Source organism: Nitrospira moscoviensis (assembly GCF_001273775.1).
Classification (GTDB): Bacteria; Nitrospirota; Nitrospiria; order Nitrospirales; family Nitrospiraceae; genus Nitrospira_D; species Nitrospira_D moscoviensis.
The window spans coordinates 161,634-178,060 of the sequence record NZ_CP011801.1 but is presented as its reverse complement, the minus strand read 5'-3'; the positions used below and the strand labels follow the sequence as shown (position 1 = coordinate 178,060).

12 protein-coding genes and 1 tRNA gene are annotated in these 16,427 nt (G+C 63.8%); 9 read left to right on the top strand and 4 right to left on the bottom strand.

The genetic code is table 11. The features are described from left to right. Positions 1-15: 15 nt before the first annotated feature. On the bottom strand, positions 16-654 hold the full coding sequence (queE, locus tag NITMOv2_RS00760) for a 7-carboxy-7-deazaguanine synthase QueE (RefSeq protein ID WP_053378081.1): 639 nt from the start codon (positions 652-654) through the stop codon (positions 16-18). Positions 655-683: 29 nt separating this feature from the next. Continuing rightward, a complete protein-coding gene (locus NITMOv2_RS00755; RefSeq protein WP_053378080.1) occupies positions 684-1,373 on the bottom strand; it encodes an HAD family hydrolase in 690 nt (229 codons plus the stop codon). 277 nt (positions 1,374-1,650) lie between these two features. Here NITMOv2_RS00755 and NITMOv2_RS00750 point away from each other — a divergent pair. The 6 genes from NITMOv2_RS00750 to NITMOv2_RS00725 all read left to right on the top strand — a co-directional run bounded on the left by NITMOv2_RS00750 (position 1,651) and on the right by NITMOv2_RS00725 (position 10,739). Beyond that, positions 1,651-1,734, top strand: a tRNA-Leu gene (locus NITMOv2_RS00750). A gap of 464 nt (positions 1,735-2,198) precedes the next feature. After that, a complete protein-coding gene (locus tag NITMOv2_RS00745; RefSeq protein ID WP_053378079.1) occupies positions 2,199-6,089 on the top strand; it encodes a PAS domain S-box protein in 3,891 nt (1,296 codons plus the stop codon). Next, the gene (locus tag NITMOv2_RS00740; protein WP_053378078.1) at positions 6,046-6,702 is read left to right on the top strand and encodes a response regulator; all 657 of its coding nucleotides are present in this window, start codon (positions 6,046-6,048) and stop codon (positions 6,700-6,702) included. Before NITMOv2_RS00745 ends, NITMOv2_RS00740 begins: the two co-directional genes overlap by 44 nt. A 304-nt stretch (positions 6,703-7,006) precedes the next feature. Continuing rightward, the gene (locus NITMOv2_RS00735) at positions 7,007-9,877 is read left to right on the top strand and encodes a PAS domain-containing hybrid sensor histidine kinase/response regulator (protein WP_053378077.1); all 2,871 of its coding nucleotides are present in this window, start codon (positions 7,007-7,009) and stop codon (positions 9,875-9,877) included. Beyond that, positions 9,855-10,226, top strand: a complete 372-nt coding sequence (locus NITMOv2_RS00730) for a response regulator (protein WP_053378076.1) — start codon at positions 9,855-9,857, stop codon at positions 10,224-10,226. Before NITMOv2_RS00735 ends, NITMOv2_RS00730 begins: the two co-directional genes overlap by 23 nt. 87 nt (positions 10,227-10,313) lie before the next feature. Further along, positions 10,314-10,739 carry a hypothetical protein gene (locus NITMOv2_RS00725; protein ID WP_053378075.1) on the top strand — a complete coding sequence of 142 codons (426 nt, stop codon included), beginning with the start codon at positions 10,314-10,316 and terminating at the stop codon, positions 10,737-10,739. Here the strand turns inward: NITMOv2_RS00725 and priA are convergent. After that, positions 10,736-12,775 (bottom strand): replication restart helicase PriA, encoded by a 2,040-nt coding sequence (gene priA / locus NITMOv2_RS00720; protein ID WP_053378074.1) that lies wholly within the window; start codon positions 12,773-12,775, stop codon positions 10,736-10,738. The genes NITMOv2_RS00725 and priA overlap by 4 nt on opposite strands. A gap of 112 nt (positions 12,776-12,887) precedes the next feature. Further along, positions 12,888-14,447, bottom strand: coding sequence for an OmpA family protein (locus NITMOv2_RS00715; protein ID WP_053378073.1), 1,560 nt, complete (start codon positions 14,445-14,447; stop codon positions 12,888-12,890). A 526-nt stretch (positions 14,448-14,973) separates the two neighbouring features. On the opposite strand from NITMOv2_RS00715, the gene NITMOv2_RS00710 reads away from it, so the two are divergent. From NITMOv2_RS00710 to NITMOv2_RS00700, 3 genes are read left to right on the top strand one after another with little or no spacing between them, the layout of a single operon-like run. Then, positions 14,974-15,357, top strand: coding sequence for an NADH-quinone oxidoreductase subunit A (locus tag NITMOv2_RS00710; protein WP_053378072.1), 384 nt, complete (start codon positions 14,974-14,976; stop codon positions 15,355-15,357). After that, a complete protein-coding gene (locus tag NITMOv2_RS00705; RefSeq protein WP_053378071.1) occupies positions 15,348-15,875 on the top strand; it encodes an NADH-quinone oxidoreductase subunit B in 528 nt (175 codons plus the stop codon). Before NITMOv2_RS00710 ends, NITMOv2_RS00705 begins: the two co-directional genes overlap by 10 nt. Before the next feature lie 40 nt (positions 15,876-15,915). Further along, a complete protein-coding gene (locus tag NITMOv2_RS00700; RefSeq protein ID WP_238590428.1) occupies positions 15,916-16,380 on the top strand; it encodes an NADH-quinone oxidoreductase subunit C in 465 nt (154 codons plus the stop codon). Positions 16,381-16,427 lie beyond the last annotated feature (47 nt).

Below are 16,427 nucleotides of genomic sequence, written 5' to 3'. Positions count from 1 at the left end.
TCACGCTTCACGTCTTCACACCCCTCGCATGTCGGGTGCCCAAATAAACTTGTGCATCTGCAGCTGGAATCGAACCGGCAGACGGTCCGCCAGAATCCATTCGGCCAGATGTTGCGGATCCAGGACGCCGAAGACGGGGCTGAACAGCACGGTGCAGCGCTCGGTCAAACCGTACCGGATCATGACGTCTTTGGCCCACTCATAGTCGGCGCGATCCTGCAGGACGAACTTCGCCTCGTCCTGCGATCGCAGGCGTTCGACGTTCGGCCAGTGCATCCGTTCGGCCATTCCGCTTCCCGGACACTTGATATCGAGGATGATGTGCACCCGCTGGTCCACTGCCGCCGCATCGAGGGCGCCGCTGGTTTCGAGCAGCACCGTGAATCCTTCGTCGCAGAGACGTTTCAACAACGCGGCCGCGTCCGGCTGGGCCAGCGGTTCTCCACCGGTGACTTCCACCAACGGGCAACCGTAGGCCCGGACTCTCGCAATGATGTCATCGATCGACTGTTCCGTCCCACCGTAAAAGGCGTACTCGGTGTCACACCAGGTACAGCGCAACGGGCAGCCGGTCAGGCGCACGAACACACAGGGCCGGCCGGCAAAGGTCGACTCGCCTTGGAGGCTATGGAAAATTTCCGTGACGCGCAGCATAAGACCACACGATTTGATTGGATCCCCTGTTACGTCCACTCCACAACCGGCCAGCCTCGCCGCCGAGCGACACGGGCCATCCCGCGGATGGGGTTCACCACGGTCGGGTGCCCTACGGAGCCCAAGAGGTCCAGATCGCCCGGGCTGTCTCCGTAGGCATAACAGGCGGAAAGATCCAGTGCCAGATCCTGCGCCAATTGCTCCAGGAGCTGCCGCTTGCCCTGTCCATAGGGAAGAGGCGGGACAATATGACCGGTGTAGAGTCCGTTCACCTGCTCCAAGACTCCCGCGAAGCAGCGGTCGACTTGCAACGCGCCGGCGATCGGCTCGATCAGAAAATCCAGCGAGCCGCTTAAGAGGATGATCGCATGGCCGGCCCGCCGATGTTCGTCGATTCGGCGCATCGCAGCCGGCGAGACGGACGGACACAATCGCTCCCGGCAAAACTCTTCCCCCAACGGTTCGATGACCTGCGCCGGTTTGCCGGCCAGATACAGCTTCCGCTCGCGGAGCGGCTGCAGCGACGCCGACGGCCAATGACGCGCCCACCATCTCAGACTGGCGCGGAGCTCCGGCCAGCCGACGACGCGGCACCGCCACAGCCATTGAAAAAACCGCACTTCGCTGGCCAATCCGGGCAGCACCGTATTATCCACGTCGAAAAACGCGGCGACCTGACTGGCGAGGCGGTGCGATGTGCGGGAAGTGACAACGGCCATAGCGATAGAGAGCGAATCGGCACTCGCGTGTTGTGGACCTGAAGCCGGACGGATTCTACCGGAGGGGTGTTTCGTTGACAACAATTTTACGGGCCTTCTATAATGTCGTTCCCTCTGCCTGCGAAGGACTTCCGGCCGGCTTAAGTTGCAGGATGTTCAAACAAGTCTGCGACAGGGCCGCAGCAGAGTGAAGAGGCGACGCGTACAGTCCTCGTACGTGGAGCCTCAGCACGATGCGAGAACGCCGTCGCAGGCTTGTTTCAACATCCTGCTTAGGGCCGAAGTGGTGGAATGGCAGACACGCACGTTTGAGGGGCGTGTGGCGCAAGCCGTGCGGGTTCAAGTCCCGCCTTCGGCACCAAACCAAGCTTGCTCGTACCGCCGACTCTTCATTGATTTTTCGTCTTCCTTGTCGGCGGATAAGACCTTCGGTGTTTCTTGGTTCCCTTTTACTTAGTATCCGCGGCTCATCAGGCGAAGCCTCTCTTCGAATTATTGCCGCCGGATAATTACCACCATGATTCTTCCGTCTCGACTTGCTCGTGCCGCCCGCTCTTCAGTGATTTCCTAAAACTAGGCCTGGACTTTTACCTAGCTTCGTAGGACACTACCGCCCGCCTTCACCGATTTCACCGACGGGGTGTTCGGCATGTCGTGTTGGAGTCCGGCTGTGCGCCGCCATGTCCCGCCGTCGAATCGTCTCAGCCGCGCATTCCTGCCCAGCGATCGTCCTCCTCACCGTTCACGCCGGCTCGCCCCCCGGACATCCGTCGATTCGCAGCGCCGAACCGTTGACAAACGCGCCACCCGGCAAGGAATCGTGCCATGAGCCAGACCGGCCACATGCCCGAACTGGAATCGCTGCGGTCGCAGGTGGCGGACCTCACCCGCGCGCTCGCCGAGCAGGACCGCTCCCTCCAAGCACACTATACGCGCCTCGAACAGGAGCGAGCCCGCGCCGATGCGGAGCTCCGCCGACAGCTGCAGCAACTCTCGGCGGTCCAGGCTCTGGCTCATGTCGGCGGCTGGGAATGGGATCTCGCGTCGGGTGAGATGGAATGGTCGGACGAACAGTTCCGGATCTTCGGCCATGAACCGCAATCGATGTCGCCCACCCACGAAACGTTTTTGACCGCGTTGCTTCCCGAGGACCATGACCGCATTCTCGCCTCCGTCAACGAGGCTTTACGGGGTACGGCCGCTTACAACGTCGAATGCCGGATCGTCCTGCCGAACGGTGAAGTCCGCACCATCCATTGCCGCGGCGAAGTCGATCGAGACGCCGACGGCCGGCCCGTCCGCATGTTCGGAAGCACATTGGACATTACCGAGCGGAAGCAGGCCGAGGCGGCGCTGCAGCAGAGCGAGGCGCACTTTCGCGAGCTGATCGAGCATTCCTCCGACATCATCACCGTGTTGGACCTGGACGGTACGATCCGATTCGAAAGTCCCTCGTTCGAGCGGCTGTTGGGATACGCCGCACAGGAGCTGAATGGGCGGGTGGCGTTCGATTTCGTGCATGAAGACGACTTGGCGGCCGTCCTGGAACGGTTTGAGACCATCGTGCGGCAACCGGGGGAACCCCGGTCCGCCGAATTCCGTTTCCGGCACAAGGACGGATCCTGGCGCACGTTCGAGGGGATCGGCCGGGCGGTTCGGGACGCGCAAGGACAGATCCGTGTGATCGTCAATTCACGGGATATTACCGAGCGCAAGCGCGTGGAGGAAATTTTACGCCAAAGCCGCCAACAGCTGCACGCCATCGTAGAAGGAACGTCGGATGCGGTGTTCATCAAAGACCGTGAAGGCCGCTACCTCCTGTTCAATGCCGCGGCGGGTCGTTTCGTCGGCAAAAAACCGGAAGACGTGCTCGGTCACGATGACACGTTCATCTTTCCGCCGGACGATGCGAGAGCCGTCATGGAAAAAGACCGCGACGTGATGGCCAACGGCAAGACCGCCACATATGAAGACCACGTCACGACCGCAGACGGGACGTATCGAACGTTCCTCTCCACAAAAGGCCCGCTGTTCGATGCGAAGGGAGCTGTCTCCGGTCTTTTCGGCATCTCCCGCGACATCACCGAGCGCAAGCAGACGGAAGCAGCCTTGCGGGCCAGTGAAGAGTTCGGGCGCGTCGTGCTGAATTCGCTTTCCGCCCACATCGCCGTCCTCGACAAGGACGGCACCATTGTGGCGGTCAATGACGCCTGGCAGCGGTTCGCCGCCGCGAACGGCGCGCCGAACTCGCCCGGGATCGGTGTTGGCGTGAATTATCTCAACCTCTGCGGGCGCGCCACGAGCGACGACGAGCCGGCACAGTATATTCTCCGCGGCATCGAGGGTGTCCGCGCCGGGCGGCGGTCCAGTTTTTCGACCGAATATGCCTGCCACTCCGCGACGGAGCAGCGGTGGTTCGTCCTGCGCGCCACCCCCCTGGCCGGAGAAGCCGGCGGAGCGGTGATCACGCATGAGAATATTTCCGAGCGGAAGCAGGCGGAGGATGCCCTCCGGCGGACCCATGTCTTCCTCCAATCCATCATCGAAAATATCCCCTACATGATCACCGTCAAGGACGCCCGCGACCTGCGGTACATCATGTTGAACAAGGCCGGGGAGCGGCTCTTCGGCCGCCCGCGGCAGGACGTGATCGGCCAGACCGCGCACGACGTGCTGCGGGAAGCGGAGGCGGACCGGGTCTTCGAGGCGGACACCGAGGCGCTCATGCAGCCGGACAGCGTGACGCGGTCCGAGCAGGTCCTGCTGAACCACGGTCACGAGGAACGCCTGCTGCTGACGAAAAAGATTCCCATCCCCGGCGACGACGGAAAGCCGGCCTATCTCCTGACGATTTCCGAAGACATCACCGAGCGCAAGGCGGCGGAGGACGCGTTGCGGGCCAGCGAGGAACTGTTTGCCAAAGCGTTCCGCGCCAGCCCGAACCCGGTGGGCATCACCGAGGTCGAGTCCGGCCGCTGCCTCGACGTGAACGACGCCTGCCTGGAGCTCTTCGGCTTCCGCCGCGAGGAGGTTGTCGGCCGGACCACGCTGCTGCTCGGCATTTGGCCGAATCCCGAGGACCGCCTCCGGCTGATCGACCGGTTGCGGACCGGCGGACCGGTGCGCAACTGGGAGATGAGTTTTCGGACCAACAGGGGTGAGCTTCGCCACATCCTTGTCTCGTCCGATCTCGTTGAGCTCCGCGGCACCCGCTGCCTCCTGACCGTCGGACACGACATCACGGAACGGAAAAAGGCCGAAAGCGCGCTGCGGGCCAGCGAAGAACTCTTCGCCAAGGCCTTTCGATCCAGCCCCTATCCCATCGTGCTGTCCGAGCTGGAATCCGGTCTGTTTCTCGACGCCAACGACGCCTCATTTGAGATTTTCGGCTACACCCGCGGGGACCTGGTGGGTCGCACGGCCGACGACGTGCGCCTCTGGCCCTCCCCCGAAGACCGTCTGCGATTCGTCCAGCGCTTGAAGCAGGCGGGTTCCATCCGCAACCTCGAGGTCGGCTTACGGAACAAGGCGGGCGAGGTCCGCCGATGTCTGGTCTCCGCCGAGCTGATCGACCTGCACGGCACGCCGTGCATGGTCACGGTGGGGCACGACATCACCGAACAGAAGCGGGCCGAAGAAGAGCTCCGGCAGTCCCATGCGTTTATCCGCCAAGTCATCGACATCGATCCCAACTTCGTTTTTGCCAAAGACCGGGCGGGGCGCTTTACCTTGGTCAACAAGGCCGTCGCCGACGCCTACGGCACGACGGTCGAGGCCTTGATCGGAAAGACGGACGCCGATTTCAATTCCCACCCGGACGAGGTGGAGTTTTTCCGGCGCCTGGATTTGGAGGTGATGGATTCGCGGCAAGAGCGGTTCATCCCGGAAGAGGTCATCACCGACGCCGTCGGCAGGACCCGCTGGCTGCAGACGGTGAAGCGGCCGATTCTCGACGAAGCCGGCCGGGCCACGATGGTGCTCGGCGCCGCGACCGACATCACCGAACGCAAGCGGATGGAAGAAACGCTGCGCCAGCGCGAGCGCGACCTGCGCGCGGCCCTGGAAGAACGGGAGCGCATCAGCCAGGACTTGCACGACGGCATTTTGCAGTCGCTCTATGCCGTCGGACTGGGATTGGAATCGTGCAAGCCGCTGATCACCCAGCGCAGGCATAAAGACGCCTTCGCGACGGTGGCGCAGGCGGTGACTCAGCTCAACGCGGTGATGACGGAAGTGCGGAATTTCATCGCTGGCTTGGAATCGCAGGTGCTGCAGGGCGGAGACGTGGAAACCGCCGTGCGAACCGTGATCGCCACGCTGATGCACGCCCATCCCATCCGGTGCCGTGTCCGCATCGAACCGGACGCGCTGCCGTCGATTTCCAAGGAACGCGCGCTGCAATTGCTCAACATCCTGCGCGAGGCGCTGAGCAATGTCGTGCGGCACGCCCGGGCGACGGCGGTGTCGGTGTCGCTGCGCCGCCTGCGGCGGACGATCCGGCTGCGCATCGACGATAACGGCGTGGGGTTCGACGTTCGCACCGCGGCGGGAACCGGATACGGCCTCGGAAACATGGCCGCGCGCGCCAGAAAAGTCCGGATCGAGTTTCACGTGCAATCGACCCCGGGCGAGGGGACGACCATCATTCTGAACGTACCGAAGGAGGAGCCGCATGCTCACCGTGAAAGCCAAACCGATTCGCCTCTTGCTCGTTGACGACCACGAGGTCGTGCGGGTCGGCTTGAAAACCGTATTGTCCCAGCAAAGCGGCGTCGCCGTCGTTGGGGAAGCGGGCACGATGGCCGCGGCGGTCCAGGACGCCCTCCGGCTCAAGCCCGACGTGATTCTCATGGACGTGCGCCTGCCGGACGGCAGCGGGGTGGAGGCCTGCCGCGACATCCTCGAGCAGAATCCCAACACGCGGGTCATTTTCCTCACCTCGTACGCCGACGACGATTCCGTGCTCGCCGCGGTAGTGGCCGGCGCGCACGGGTACGTGTTGAAAGAGGTCGATTCAGCGGCCTTGATCCGCGCCATTCACCTCGTGGCGGAGGGCCGCTCCATCCTCGATCCCACGGTCACGGAGCGCGCGCTCCGCTGGCTGAGGGGGCTCGGCACGGCGCCGCACGCGGCCGGCATCGAACAGTTGTCAGCGCAGGAAGAGCGCGTGCTCGCATTGGTGGCCGAAGGGAAAACGAACAAGGAAATCGCGAACGCCTTGGGGCTGAGCGACAAAACGGTGAAGAACTATCTCGCCAACGTGTTCCAAAAACTGCGGATCACGCGGCGCGCCCAAGCGGCTGCGTTCTTCGTCAAACGGCAAGGCTAGCCGGAGACATTCGGCTCTAACACCGTAGGGGCAAAAATTAATACCTCCATTCGCCTTCCATATCTAGAGATTTTCGCAGATTTTCAGTATCTTACGTTCTCAGCATGGCAGCTGGTTCGGGCTCCCGTTCGGCCGTCGACACAGGCCGCGGGGTCTGGGAGGATTGTATGTCGGCCGCCTGTCGCAAGCCCATATCCGGTGTGCCTGCGCTGAGAGCGATTCCGCTTCTCTATCGGCGCAGGACCTCGGGCCCGCTTCCCATCACTGTACGTCAGACCCCGTCGTCGGGAGGCGGTCAGACTTCGTGGAATTGAACACCGTTCTCTTGATCGGCGCTCTGCTGCTGCTCGGCCTCTCCACGTGGCATGGATGGCACCAGCGGCGCGACGGGGTGCTGAAGAGCAAAGTGATCGCGGCCGCGAGTTGCGGCGTCGCGATCACCGACGCCGCCGTCCCGCGCCATCCGGTCATCTATGCGAACCCCGCGTTCCGGCTGCTGACGGGCTACGCCGACGAGGAGGTGCTGGGCCAGTCGCTCTCCCTGCTGCACGGTCCGCAGACCGACCGGGTCGCCATCGAGAAACTCGCCCTGGCGCTGCAGGACGGCCGGCCCTGCCGCGTCGTGGCGCGCCACTACCGCAAAAACGGCGCGCCGTTTTGGAACGAAGTCACCCTCTCGCCCGTCAGAAACCCGCTCGGCGAAGTGACCCAGTTCATTTGGGTCATGACCGATGTGACCCAGCGCCAGCAAGCGGAGCAGAGCCATAAGGCGCCTCCCAACTCCTCCCCGGCGAGCACGCTGGATACACACCTGCAGTCCGCCCAGGCGCTGGCCCACGTGGGGAGCTGGGACTGGACCATCCGTGACGGAACGCAAGTGTGGTCGGACGAGCAATACCGCATCTTCGGCTACGAGCCGGGCTCCGTCATGCCCACGTACGAGACCTTCACCGCGGCGCTCCATCCCGACGATCGCGCGCGCGTCGTGGCCGCCGTGGAGAAGACCCTGGCCGACGGCGCCCCCTACGAAGTGGATTGCCGGATCGTTCAGCCGTCCGGCACCATCCGGTTTGTGCGCTGTCGCGGCGCCGTCACGCGCGACGCGGCGGGGCAACCGGTGCGCATGGCCGGCACCGTCCAGGATCTCACGCAGTACAAGCTCATCGAATCCGTCGCCCAGGAACGGGAGGCGCAATTCAGGCTGGCGGTCGAGTCGGCCCCCAACGGGATGTTGATGGCCAACCAGGACGGCATCATCTCGATGGTCAACGGACAGATTGAGCGCCTGTTCGGCTACACGCGCGACGAACTGCTCGGGCGCTCCGTCGAATTATTGGTGCCGGAGCGGTTCCGGTCGGCGCATCCCGACGCCCGTCGCAGCTTCTTCTCGGTTCCGGCCACCCGCGCGATGGGCACGGGTCGCGAGCTGTACGGGTTACGGAAAGACGGGACGGAGTTCCCCCTTGAAATCGGGCTCAATCCCCTCGAGACGTCATCGGGCCGCATGGTGCTGGCGGCGATTGTCGACATCACGCCCAGACGCGAAGCGGAGCGGACTGTCCGCGAAAGCCAACGTCGCTTGGACCTTGCCGTCGAAGCCGCCCATGTCGGCATCTTCGAACACGACCATCGAACGGACACCCTGTACTGGTCGCCGGCGCTCCGGGAGATCTACGGTCTGTCCGCGGACGAACCGGGATCCTTGCAACGGTACCTCGAATTGATCCCGCAGGAGGACCGAGGAGCCGTGCTGGATGCCTTACGCCAGGCGCACGATCCCGCCGGAAGCGGACAATTTCTCGTCGAGCACCGACTGGTGAGACCGGATAAGTCTATCCGGTACGTGAGCGTCCGTTCCCATACCTGGTTCGAAGGCGACGGGTCGGCGCGCGCCCCGGTCCGCACGATCGGCGCCGTCGTCGATGTGACCGATCTGAAACAGGCCGAAGCGTCGCGTCGCCACGCCTCGAAGATGGAAGCGATCGGCACGCTGGCCGGCGGGATCGCCCACGAGTTCAACAACAGCCTGACCGCCGTCCTGGGATTCAGCGAGCTGGCGCTGCCGCTGATTCCCGCCGACAGTAAGGCGCATCGTCATATCGAGCAGGTGGTGGCTGCGGGCCGGAAGTCCCGCGAGCTGGTCCATCAATTGCTCACGTTCAGCCAGCAGAGCGACCACGTGAAACGCCCGCTTTCGCTGCATACGCTCGTGAAAGAATCGTTGAAGCTGCTGCGCCCGACGATTCCCGCCTGGATCGAACTGCGGGAACGGATCGCCGCCCCGACGCGGCCGATCTCCGCCGATACTACGCATATGCATCAGCTGATGTTGAACCTCGTGGAGAATGCCCTGCATGCGATGCGGCAGTCCGGCGGCATCCTCGACATCCGGCTCGAAGATCGGGAGCTCGACGTCGAGCAGGTGAGCCCCTCCGGCCGCCTGGCGCCCGGGTGCTATGTCTGCCTCACGATCCGGGATACCGGCGAGGGGATGGACCCGGAAGTGGTCCGCCGCATCTTCGATCCGTTCTTCACGACCGAGCCGCTCGGCGAAGGGCGGGGCATGGGACTCTCCGTTGTGCACAGCATTGTGACGGCGCACGGCGGCACCGTACTCGTGGAGAGCCAGGTGGACGTCGGCACCACGGTGTCCGTTTATCTTCCGGCGCTGCCCCCGCGCGCCGCGGCGCCGGCGACGGCGGATGTGCCGCCGCCCCACGGGCATGAGTGCATCCTCTTCGTGGACGACGAGGAATCCCTTGCCCGGTTCGGCGGCGAGATGCTAGAGTCGCTCGGATATTTTCCGGTCGTTCGGATGAACGCGGCGGACGCCTGGCAGGCGTTCAGCATCGCTCCGCAGCGCTTCGATCTCCTGATCACCGACCAGTGCATGCCCGGCATGGGCGGCGACCTGTTGGCCGAAGAGTGCCGGCGGTTGAGGCCCGACCTGCCGGTCATCCTGTGCACCGGATCGGACCAGCGACGGTCCGCCGCCGAAGCGCGCGTGCAGGGGCCCGCAGAGTATCTGTTGAAACCGCTCGCGCTGCACGATCTGGCCCATGCCATCCGCCGTCTGCTGGATGCCCGCGACACTGGCGGATCCCCGCGCGCCGCGCAGACCGCCGTCACCCTGTTCGTAGAAGAGGACGCCGATGCCGTCAGTACTCGTCGTTGACGATGAAGATCAGATCCGTCAGCTCATTCGCGAAACGATGGAGCAGGCGGGGTACGAAGTCCAGGAAGCCCGTGACGGCAAAGAAGGCTTGGAGCGGTACCGTGCCAAGCCCGCCGACCTCGTCATCATGGACATCCTCATGCCCGACCAGGACGGCCTCGAAAGCATCATGACGCTGCGCCGGGAGTTTCCCGCCTCCAAGGTCATCGCCATCACGGGCGGCAGCGACATGATCGGCATCCTGAATTTTCTCGACGTGGCCAAGATGCTCGGCGCCCGCCGCACCTTGCAGAAGCCGTTCGAGATGAAAACCCTCCTCGAGGCCGCCGCCGCCGAGCTGAGCGCCTGATCGCATCCGTCTCCATCCCCGCCGCCGCGCGTTGACATCTCGGCCGTCACTCGTCAGACTCGCGCTCACAGAGGAGCACGATCATCCATGATGCTGCTGAACCAGCTGCTGGGCACGACTGTGGCGGCCATCGGATTCTGGCTGCTCTGGGGCGCCGTCGCGCCGGCCGCCGTGCTGGTGTGGATCGCGGCGGTGGGCGGCTTCCTCTGGTGGAAGGCCCGGACCGTCACCGAAGTGTGGGCCTGGTCGACGCTGCTCTTGGGATTGGAAAGCTTCGCGTGGCCGGTTGTGCTGATGGTGCAATTGAAGTCCGCGGCGGCCGCGCCATCAGACGACGACATGGGCACCGTCCTCTCGGCCGTCGTGCTCGGGCTTTTTTCATCCGTCTTTTGGATGTCCTTTGCCTACGGCCTCTTCAAACGGGCGTGGAGCAACGAGCCGGCTGAGCAGCCGGCGGATCCGGCCCCCGTCCAGCCCACACCGGACCCGATCAAAGCCAAGAAAAAGCGCTAGCTCATCTCGACAGGATCGATGTCCACGACGAACTTGGCCTGCCTCTTTGGATATTCACGCTCCAACTCTTCCACCGACCGGCTGATTATGTTGCACAGCGCCGTTCGGTCCGGGCCTTTCACCAGCATGTGCCGGCGGTGATGTCCGCGCGGGCGGCCGCCCAGGGCCGGCACCGGCCCGAGGATCGTGAGGGTGTCTTCCGCACCGGTTGTCTCGCCCAGCTTGATGCGCCAGCGCCGCGCCGCCTCGTCGACGGAGTCTGAAGACTTGCCGGACACCGACAGGCCGGCGAGATGCACGGCCGGCGGATAGCCCAACAACCGGCGCGCCGCCAACTCCTCGCCATAAAATCGGCGCGGCTCGCCAAACGTCACCGCTTCAATGGCATGGTGTGTCGGCAACAAGGTTTGCAGCACCACCTTCCCTCCATCGGCTGCGGGGCGGGCCGCGGCCACCGCTTCTTCCAACAATTGGTACGTCCGTTCGGCCGCGCGAAAGTCCGGCACATGCAGGCCCACGTCCGCCTGCACGATGCCGACGAGTCCCATGGCGGGAAGCGGCCCGCGCTGAAAGACCGCCTGCGTACCGACGACGATGTCCACTTCCCGGCCGTACACCTGAGCCCATAATCGGCGTGCCTGGCTCGGCCCGCGGAGTGTGTCGCCGTCCAATCGCGCAATCCTGGCCCGGGGAAACAGGCGGCGGGCCTCCAACTCCACCCGTTCGGTTCCTTCTCCAACCGGATTCAAGCGGGCCGCCCCGCACGTTGGACAGACGTCGGGTAAGCCGCATCGCTCGCCGCAGTAGCGACAAGCGAGCTTCGCGGACTCCCGATAGTAGGTCAACGCCACCGCGCAAGAGCCGCACCGCGGCACCCATCCGCAGTCCCGGCAAGCCAGCGCGCCCGCATAGCCTTTACGGTTCAAGAACAGCAGTACGCCGGCCTCCACGGCGAGGGCCGCTTCCATCGCGCGGACGAGGGGATCGCTCAAGAGCAGACCGGCCGGCTCGCGCCGAAGATCCACCACGTTGATTGCCGCCCTGGCTGCAGCGGACCGATGGAACAGGCAGTCGTCGGCGTCCGGATCGCGGTACGCTTCCATCGAGGGGTGGGCGGAGGCGAACACGACCAGCGCGCCTTCGAGCTCCGCCCTCATCGAGGCCACCTCCCGGGCGTGATAGCGCGGCTCCTGCGGCTCTTTCAGCGCCGGGTCCTCTTCGCCTTCGATCCAGATGAGACCCACCGAGGGAACCGGCGCAAACACCGCCGCGCGCGTGCCGATGAGGATCGAGGGTGCTGTCACATTCTGCGTCGCTGTTCCGGCGCCGACCGGTTCAAGCAGGCCGATGGGCAGCTTGGTCGCGGCTTCCAGCAGGTGACGCAGCGATTCGGCCTTGGCCGCTTCCCCGCAAACAATGAGGGTGGACTTCTTCTTTGCATGGGTCTGACGGATGGCGCTCGCAAGCAAGGCCTGACGCTGGAGCCACGGCGCATGGACCAGCAGGCGGGCGGGAGCGGGCTGGTTCAGCGCTTCTGCAATCCGCGCGGACCAGGCGGGATCCGGCTGCGGCAGCTCCCGCCCATGCAGATCGGGCAGAGGCTGGGCGGTGTGAGCCCTTGTCGCGGCTGCTGTGGCTCTCGGCCCACGGTGCTTGCGGGTGTTGACCGCCTTCGAGCGGCGGGGAACGATGAGCCGGAGACATTGTCCCCACGGAGCCGCATAGGCGTCCGCCACCCGGCGGGAGAGTGCAAAGAGAACCGCCGCGACCTTCGCATCCTGCGCGCCGTCCGCCATAGAGCTGATGTCTTTAATGATGGCCGGGTCCACGCCGGCGGGAGGGAACGGGCTGAGGGAGACCACCGTCGCCGCCAACGTGCCTCGGCCGAACGGCACAAGCACGTGATGTCCGACGGCGATGGCCCGGTTCAGTGCGGCCGGAATGCGGTAGGTGAACGACTTGTGGATATGGCGTGGAACGAGGACATCGGCGTACAGGGGAGACGAATCACCGGGCACCGCGACGCCGCTATGCATGCGACATTGTAGCAGCGCCGCAAAACAGAGGACAGGAGGTAAGGGGTAATGGGGTGGCGGGATTAAGGGGGTACGGCTACCCCTTTATCCCCTTGTCCCCATACCCCGTATCCTATTGAAGCGGCGCCCCGTCTTGAGGCGCAGGATCGTGGGTCATGGGTTGATCGGGCGCCTTGCCATCACCGGCAGGCTGGTTGCCGGCGTCCGGCCCATCGCCGAGAGGAAGCGGAGCCGCAGGTCCCACCGAGAGCGTTCCGTCTCCCGTGTCTTGCGGAGTGGCTTGCGGAGCAGAAGAGGAGGCGGCGGAGTCGCGGGCGCTGATCGCCGGGGGGCCGCCCTCCGGTTGCTGCGCCTGCTGCGGCCTGTCCACGGAAGCCGGCGGCTCGTTCTGAGGGGCATGCAGCAGAATTTCCACGCGGCGATTTTTTGTCCGGCCCTCTTCGTTCGTGTTCGCCGCCGCCGGCCGGCTGTCTCCGTATCCGACGGAGCTCAGGCGCGCCGAATCGATGCCGCCTTTTTCGATCAGGTAGCGGACGACGCCGCTCGCGCGGGCCTTCGATAATTCCCAATTGCTCGGATAGCGGGACTTGAGCGAGGGACCGATCTCGACGTTGTCCGCATGTCCCTCCACACGCACCAAGCGGGCGTCTCCGCTGGTCCGGAGATACTCGATCAGTTGGTCGAGGAGCTTGTAACCTTCCGGCTTGATGGCCGCCTCGCCCGAATCGTAGCGCAGCAGGCTGGGCAGCTCGCCCAAATTGATCCGGCTCTCGCCGGCGGCATCCTGCACTTTGAGCTTGCTCGCCACCAGGTCGGCCGGAAGGGGCGTGGGCTCGGCCTTCGCCAGGACCGCCTGGGACGACTGCGGAGCGGGCGCCGGCTCCGCCGGCTGCATGAGCGGCGAGGAGGCGCCGGTGAATTGGAATCGATCGCCTCTCATCGTACGGGTCGTCGCCTTCGTCACCTTGGCTGTAGCGGTTCGGTCTTCGACCGACAGGACTTTCAGCTGGCCGATCTTGCGGGATGGGAGTCCGGGGCTCTTGCGGCGCAGTTCCAGCAGATCCCCGGGCAGCAGGCCGTCAACCCGACCGCGATCGAGATAGACGACCTCGCCCTGTGACAGAAGAGTGACGGCCTTGTCGGCTTGCAGCTCGACGATCATCCCGGAGACATCGCCGACCTCTGCGACGGCTCTCGGCTCCTCGGCGGCGGGAGGGGAGAACCGCATCACGAGATCGCCGGGCGAGACGGCCCCGTAACTTCTGACTGTTTCGACCGTCACCAGATCCGGATCCACTTGCACGACCTTCACGACCGCCAGCCGGATGGTCGCAAAACCCAGATACTCTCTCGTCATCGGATGAAACACCCGTCGAACCCGGCGGTAGACGGTGAACAGATCGCCCATCGCCACGTCGCCCGGATGATCGAGTTTCAAATAGAACTGGTCGAGCCTGCCGAGGATCATCCGATTGCCGGTGGTCTGATTGTCCCCGGTGATGAGGTTGACGATCCCGTCGCGCGGCGTGGTTTTCTGGATGGAGCCGGCGGAAAAGGCCAACGCCGCTTCACCGAATCGGACCGAGTTGGCGTCCTGCGCCTGAGTGGTCACGGGTGAGAGCCCTACGGTGGCGGCGAACAGAACAACGATGAGTCGCGTAGGATGTGTCATAGGATGTGTCCTTGTTTGAGGCTAGTCGCGCTTCGCACACGATAGCAAATCACCTTGTAGAGTCAAGAATTTGGACCGTTTCGGTGGCGTTGACCCTTGCGCGAGACGGATGATAAGTTTCCATCGCGTGGGGGTATTCACATGAGCGGACACGAACCGATGGACGGAACGCCACCGCAGGGACGCCGGATCGACACTCAAATCCATCGCCGCCGAAAGGCTCGGGCGCTGTCCCCTTTGGAATCGGAATGGGACAGCTCGCACCCCGGACCGCCGGAGCAATTGCGCATGTCGCGGACGGCTGAGCCTCCTGCCTCGAAAGAGAAGAACGGACGTTGATTGTTTGCGTCTCCTTCGACAGGCGGGAGCGTGCATGCGTCGCCTGCGATGACGGCGTGCCCCCTCGATCTTCCGTAGGGCTTTCGGGTCGTTTTTGTTAGGTCCTTTGTCCGCTTGCTATCCCCGCGATCCCGGCACTAAGATCTCAACTCTTCTTTGCTGGTCAACATCTTGTGAGACGGACACCATGAGCGGCACAGAGCTCCTCTTGGAGTATTTGACCAGATATTTTCCGATCTTGTTGTTCGTGTTCGTCGCCCTCGCGTTCGGCGTGGTGACGTTGCTCATTAGCTACTTCGTGCAACCGAAATACCCCGAACCGGAAAAGCTCTCGGCGTACGAATGCGGATCCGAGCCGTTTTCCGATGCGCGCATGCCGTTTCCGGTCCGCTACTACATTTTTGCGATGCTCTTCGTCATCTTCGACATCGAAGTGATCTTTCTCTACCCGTGGGCCGTGGTGTTCAACAAACTCGGCATGATCGGGCTTGTCGAAATGATGATTTTCATCGCCTTGTTCCTCGTGGCCTACATCTATGCCTGGCGCAAAGGGGCGTTGGAATGGGATTGATCCAACTGGGGCGGCACGACAAAGACGGCGCCCCCGACGTCATTACCACCACCGTTGAAAAAGCGGTGAACTGGGCGAGGAAGGGCTCGCTCTGGCCCATGACGTTCGGCCTGGCCTGCTGTGCCATTGAAATGATCGCGGCGGTCTCGTCGCGCTACGATATGGACCGCTACGGAGCCGGCGTGTTTCGCGCATCGCCGCGCCAATCGGATCTGATGATCGTCGCGGGTACCGTGTGCCGACGCATGGCTCCGGTGATTCGGAAGATCTACGACCAGATGCCCGAGCCCAAGTACGTCATCGCGATGGGCTCCTGCGCGACGTCGGGCAATATTTACGACAGCTACAGCGTCGTGCAAGGCGTGGACCGCTTCGTGCCGGTCGACATCTACGTGCCCGGTTGCCCGCCGACGCCCGAAGCTTTGTTCGACGGCATCCTGAAGCTGCAAGAACGCATCATGCAGAAGCGGGTCTTCGTCAAACAGCCTGAGCAGGTGAAGACCAGCCTGAAAGCGTAAGCCGGTTATGCATCCATTGATTCAACGGGTCCAGGAAAACATGTCCGCCGGCGTTGTGCAGGGGACCGAATGGCGCGGGGATGTGGCGGTGACCGTCCGGCGGGACAAAGTCCACGAGGTCGCCCAATTCCTCCACGACGATCCCGCGATGGATTTCGACTACATCGTGCACGTGAGCTCGGTTGATTGGCCCGACGACGAGGAACGATTCGAAGTGGTGTGGGAGTTGTATTCGATCCGCAAGCGGCACCGCATCCGGCTGAAAACCCGGGTCCCCGAATCCGATTGCATCGTCGATTCGTTGACGGATATCTGGAAGGGCGCCGATTTCATGGAGCGGGAAGTCTATGACATGATGGGCATCCGGTTCCGGAACCACCCGGATCTCCGCCGGATCCTCATGCCGGACGACTACACGGAGGGGTATCCCTTGCGGAAGGATTTTCCTCTGCGCGGCAAAGGCTGGCGCGATACGTTCGACTTCCTCGACGAAGTTCCCCGGTAAGGCGGCAACGATGGCATTCGAAGATCAACGGACCACCGTCTATAAAG